Annotated in this window: 6 protein-coding genes; 4 read left to right on the top strand and 2 right to left on the bottom strand. The window is 70.7% G+C overall.

All coding sequences use genetic code 11. From position 1 onward, the window contains the following. Positions 1-162: 162 nt before the first annotated feature. Both AC31A1_RS46670 and AC31A1_RS46665 read left to right on the top strand, forming a co-directional pair. The gene (locus AC31A1_RS46670) at positions 163-876 is read left to right on the top strand and encodes an HAD family hydrolase (protein ID WP_489659137.1); all 714 of its coding nucleotides are present in this window, start codon (positions 163-165) and stop codon (positions 874-876) included. A gap of 82 nt (positions 877-958) precedes the next feature. Beyond that, positions 959-1,660: a Clp protease N-terminal domain-containing protein gene (locus tag AC31A1_RS46665; RefSeq protein WP_489659136.1), complete on the top strand. Its 702-nt coding sequence runs from the start codon at positions 959-961 to the stop codon at positions 1,658-1,660. 97 nt (positions 1,661-1,757) lie between these two features. Here AC31A1_RS46665 and AC31A1_RS46660 read toward each other — a convergent pair whose 3' ends face one another. Continuing rightward, entirely contained in the window at positions 1,758-2,006 is a 249-nt protein-coding gene (locus tag AC31A1_RS46660) for a DUF2630 family protein (RefSeq protein WP_033278377.1), read from the bottom strand. A 262-nt stretch (positions 2,007-2,268) separates the two neighbouring features. Here AC31A1_RS46660 and AC31A1_RS46655 point away from each other — a divergent pair, with 262 nt between their 5' ends. Next, on the top strand, positions 2,269-3,000 hold the full coding sequence (locus AC31A1_RS46655; RefSeq protein WP_489659135.1) for a TetR/AcrR family transcriptional regulator: 732 nt from the start codon (positions 2,269-2,271) through the stop codon (positions 2,998-3,000). A 9-nt stretch (positions 3,001-3,009) separates the two neighbouring features. Here AC31A1_RS46655 and AC31A1_RS46650 read toward each other — a convergent pair whose 3' ends face one another. Beyond that, positions 3,010-3,483 (bottom strand): DUF6214 family protein, encoded by a 474-nt coding sequence (locus AC31A1_RS46650; protein WP_489659134.1) that lies wholly within the window; start codon positions 3,481-3,483, stop codon positions 3,010-3,012. Between the two features lie 227 nt (positions 3,484-3,710). Here AC31A1_RS46650 and AC31A1_RS46645 point away from each other — a divergent pair. Then, positions 3,711-4,947: FAD-dependent oxidoreductase (locus AC31A1_RS46645; RefSeq protein ID WP_489659133.1), on the top strand; the 1,237-nt coding region annotated here is incomplete at its 3' end.

The following is a 4,947-nucleotide window of genomic DNA, read 5'->3' as shown; positions in this document are numbered from 1 at the left end:
CGTACGAACGGTGGGGGGTGAGCGCGGCCGGGGATCCGAACGCCGCGCCGGAGTGAGCATGTGGCGTGTGCCGGGGGCGCCGATGTGCTGGGCGCACGCTCGCTCGGCCTGGCCGGTATCGCCCGTCCCGGCGCGTGGAATGCCGCTGCGTAAGATCACCGCATGAATGCCGTCCTCTTCGACTTCTCCGGAACCCTCTTCCGTATCGAGTCCACCGAGTCCTGGCTGCGTGCCGTGTTGCGCGAGACCGGGATCGCGCTGCCGGAACCGGAGTTGGCCGAGGCGGCGCGGGCGCTGGAGGTGGCGGGGGCGATGCCGGGCGGTGCGCAGCCGGAGCAACTGCCCGAGGAGTTCGCGGAGGTGTGGGCGATCCGGGACGAGAGTTCCGCGCTGCACCGGGCCGCGTACACCGGCGTCTCCCGTCAAGTCCCGCTCCCCGACCCGGCGTTGCACGACGCGCTGTACGACCGGCACATGACGCCGGCCGCGTGGACGCCGTACCCGGACACGGGGGACGTACTGCGGACCCTGCACGAGCGCGGGATCGGTGTGGGTGTGGTCAGCAACATCGGCTGGGATCTGCGGCCGGTGTTCCGCGAGCACGGGCTCGACCCGTACGTGGACGCGTACGTCCTGTCGTACGAACACGGCATCCAGAAGCCGGACCCACGGCTGTTCACCGTCGCCTGCGAGGCCCTCGGCGTCGACCCGAAGGACGTCCTGATGGTCGGCGACGACCGGCGGGCGGACGGCGGGGCGGCGGCTCTGGGGTGCGGGGTGCACTTCGTGGACCACCGGCCGGTGACGGAGCGGCCGGACGGTCTGCGGCCGGTCCTTGAGCTGGCCGGGCGGGGACAGGGCGGGCCTCGGGGCTGACCCGGGCAGCACGCGGAAGCAGCGTCGAAGCAATCGTCAATTACAGATTGACGATTGGGGGTCGTCAATTTAAAGTTGACGCATGAGCCCACTCGACATCAGCCTCGCCGATCTGATCGCCCGCCTCGACGAGGAACTACCGGAAGCCAACGAACTGGCCCGCATCAGCGAGGCCCGACTCCGCGCCCAGACGCTGTCCGACCTCGGTGACCAGCTCATCGACCACTACGTCAGCAAGGCCAAGCAGGTCGGCGCGTCATGGACCGAGATCGGCGACGCCATCGGCGTGTCCAAGCAGGCAGCCCAACAGCGCCACGCACCCGGCCCTTTCGAGCGGTACACCAACCTGAACCGGCACAGCATCGTGCTCGCACAGGAGGCCGCCCGCACGCACAAGCACGACGCCATCGGCACCGAACACATCCTGCTCGGCCTGCTCGGCGAACCGCGGGGCCTGGCGTACGAGGTGCTGGTCGCGAAGACCGAGTCGGAACAGCGCGTCCGCGACGCGATCGAGGAAACGCTGCCGCCGGCCGGGAAGAAGGCGCCGCGGGGTCACATCGCGTTCCGGCCGGAGAGCAAGGAGGCCATCGAGCAGGCCCGCCGCGCCGCTGCCGACCTCGGCCACGACTGGGTCGGCACGGAACACGCGCTGCTCGGCCTGATCCGCGTCGAGGAGAGCCCGGCCGCGCAGATCCTGCGCAACCTCGGCTTCACGTCCGACGAACTGCACGAGACGGTCAAGGCCGAGATCGCCAACAGGCTTGCCGCGCGCGGCAAGTAGCGCCGAAGCGATCAGCAGGAGCGACACAGGACGCGACGAGCAGCAGCCGCGGAGCACCGGGCCGCCGCGGCCACCCCACCCGTCAGCTCACGTCACCTCACCCCTGATACCCCTCCACTTCGGACTCCGGCCGCACCCGCGCCTCGTCCGGGTTCTCCCCGAACTCCACCTTCGCGCGGCGCTGGCGCAACAGGTCCCAGCACTGGTCGAGTTCACGTTCCAACTGCCCGAGGCGCTGATGCTCCGTGGCGCTGTCGATCGCGCCGGACGCGACGGCCTCCCGGAGCTTGCGCTCGTCGTCGACCATCTCGTTGATCCGCGCGAAGATCTGCTGGTCCTGCTCCATGCCCGTGCGCCTCCTCGGCTCGACACCCGTGCCCACTCTAGGGACGGATCACGTGCCGTGCGACAGATGTGCGAGAAGGCGGCGCCGGACGCCGGCTCAAAGGTCGCCCAAGGAAACCATTGGGGTGAAAAGGAGCCGCCCGCCTGAGACGATCCCCCGCGTCGCCCCAGACGGACGGCAGCATGCGCCAGGCCCCCTCTACGGGAGACCCGGACGTCCTGAGTATAGTTGGCTGATAGCCAGTCAACGCAGGAGTTACAGCATGTCCCCGCGAAGCGCATCGGTCAATGAAGAGTTGCGCCGGCGTTCCCGGGAACGGCTCCTGCAGGCAGCCGTGGAGCTGGTCGGTGAGCGTGGGTACGAGGCCACGACCTTGGGCGACATCGCGGACCGGGCCGGTTCGGCGCGCGGACTGGTGTCGTACTACTTCCCCGGAAAACGCCAGCTCGTGCAGTCCGCGGTGCACCGCTTGATGCACCGCACGCTGGAGGAGGCCCTGGAGCGCGAGCCCCGGACCGACGACGGGCGGGAGCGGATGGCGCGGGCCATCGACGCGATTCTGGGCCTCGCACACGACCGGCCCGTGCTGATGCGCCAGCACATGGCCGGGCTCCTCCAGGGCGAGGGCTTCGTGCAGTGCCCGGAGCAGCGACGCCTGTCCGAACTGCTAGGGCAGACGATCGCGCGGTACGGGTCGGGCAACGTCCCCTCCGACTACCCCATGCTGCGCGCGCTGCTCATGGGCGCGGTCTACTCGGCGCTCGTGCCCGGGGTGCCGATGCCGATTCCGGTGCTGCGCACCGAGTTGTTCGAACGGTACGGCCTCGACTGGGAGTTGGGGGTCCCGCCGGAGTCCCGTGCGCGAGCCGGAACGCCCGACACGGACCTGTCACGGTTCTTCGCGACGGACGACAGATCCACGCTCCCGCCCATTTCCCCACCCACGTCCGGGAGTTCGGCCGACGACCGGCCGACCGAGCCCTCGGACGCGTAACGGCCGTGCTCAGCGCCGAGCGTGACGAGGCGTCAGAAACCCCGCGTCCCGTGCCTGCGAGATGAGCCGAAGAGAACGGCGCCGACTGTGTCCGGTCGCGCACATCACCGCGAGGACGGGATCAACTCCCTCCTCCTGCGCGGCCCGGTACTCCTGGGCGATCTGCCACCGCCCCTCGATGCCGCGCGGCCAGGCAGGCCGGGCCCGGCGTGCTCCGCCCGGCTCCGTCCACTCCTCCCCCTCCGCGGGCACCGGCTCCAGCCCGCACGCCTTGAAGAGCGGCCCCTCAAGCCAGTCGGCCAGCACCGTCAAGTCGTCGAGGGACAGGGCCGGTTGGGCCCGCACGTCCTCGACGGAGACGGTCTGCTCGCACACCACGGCGAGCGCGTCGACCCGGGCACCGTCGGGGAAGGCGAGCCGGACGTGGAACCACGAGGTGGCGCCGTCGTGCTCCTGCACTTCCCACGCGGGCCACACGGACACCGCACCGTCCGACGGAGAGCGATCGGAAAGATTAACGAAGGATGCTTCTAGCACACACGCAACGTAACCGCATGATCACATTCCATACGAACGGACACGCGCGCCCCCGGCGCGTACGGGTCCGTTCGGCACCCTGTCAGCGGAGCACCGGTGGTGCGATCCTGGAGTCGTCAGTGGTCTGGCGAATCAGCGTTCTCCTGCGTGCCTGACGGGTGAGGAGTTCCGCCGTGCTGCGTGTCGCCGTCGTCGGCTCCGGGCCGAGCGGGGTCTACACCGCCCAGAGTCTGGTCCAGCTGGAGCCCGGGGCGCTGGTCGACGTCCTGGACCGGCTGCCGTGCCCGTACGGTCTGGTGCGCTACGGCGTGGCACCGGACCACGAGAAGATCAAGTCGCTGCAGAACAATCTGCGGGCGGTGCTGGAGCACGGGCGGGTGCGGTTCCTCGGCGGGGTGCTCGTGGGACCGGGCGGACTGCCGGCCGCCCGGCTGCGGGAGTTGTACGACGCGGTCGTGTACTGCGTGGGTGCCGCCACCGACCGCCACCTGGGGATTCCCGGCGAGGAGCTGCCGGGCAGCTGGTCGGCGACCGAGTTCGTGTCCTGGTACAGCGCCCACCCCGACTCCACCGCCGACGGTTTCGTGCTCGGCGCGCGCTCGGCCGTGGTCATCGGCGTGGGCAATGTCGCGGTGGACGTCACGCGGATGCTGGCGCGCGGCGCGGCCGAGTTGAGCCGTACCGACATCCCGCAGGCGGCGCTCACCGCGCTGGCCGCGAGCGGGGTGACAGACGTCCACATGGTCGGCCGGCGCGGCCCCTCGCAGGCCCGCTTCACCACCAAGGAGCTGCGCGAACTGGGCGGCCTCCCGGGCACCGAAGTGACCGTGGATCCGGCCGAGTTGGCGCTCGACCCGGGCTGTCTCGACCTCTCCGCCCTGCCCGGCGCCCAGCGCCGCAACGTGGAGGCACTGCGCGACTGGGCCGCACTCCCTCCCCACGGCGCCCCACGCCGTATCCACCTCCGCTTCTTCCTCCGTCCCGTCGAACTCCTCGCCGACCATGGGCGCGTGGGCACCGTGCGCTTCGAACGCACCGCACCGGACGGGCAGGGCGGAGTGGTCGGCACAGGTCAATTCGAGGAGATCAAGGCGCAGTTGGTGCTGCGCTCGGTGGGCTATCGCGGGGTGCCGCTGGACGGGCTGCCGTTCGACGCCGAGCACGGCACCGTGCCGCACCTGGCGGGCCGTGTCGTACGCGAAGGGCGGACCGTACCCGGCGAGTACGTGGCCGGCTGGATCAAGCGGGGTCCGACCGGCGTCATCGGCACCAACCGCCCGGACGCCAAGGAGACGGTGACGTCGCTGCTCGCGGACGCGCCCACGCTCGTACGACGGGACCCGCCCGAGGACCCGCTCCCCGCACTGCGCGCCGAAGGGGTCGAGCCGGTCGAGTGGGGCGGGTCCCGTC

It is taken from the genome of Streptomyces sp. P5F9, from assembly GCF_057961495.1.
The sequence above is the reverse complement of the archived record's forward strand: the minus strand, read 5'-3'. Positions and strand labels throughout refer to the sequence as shown.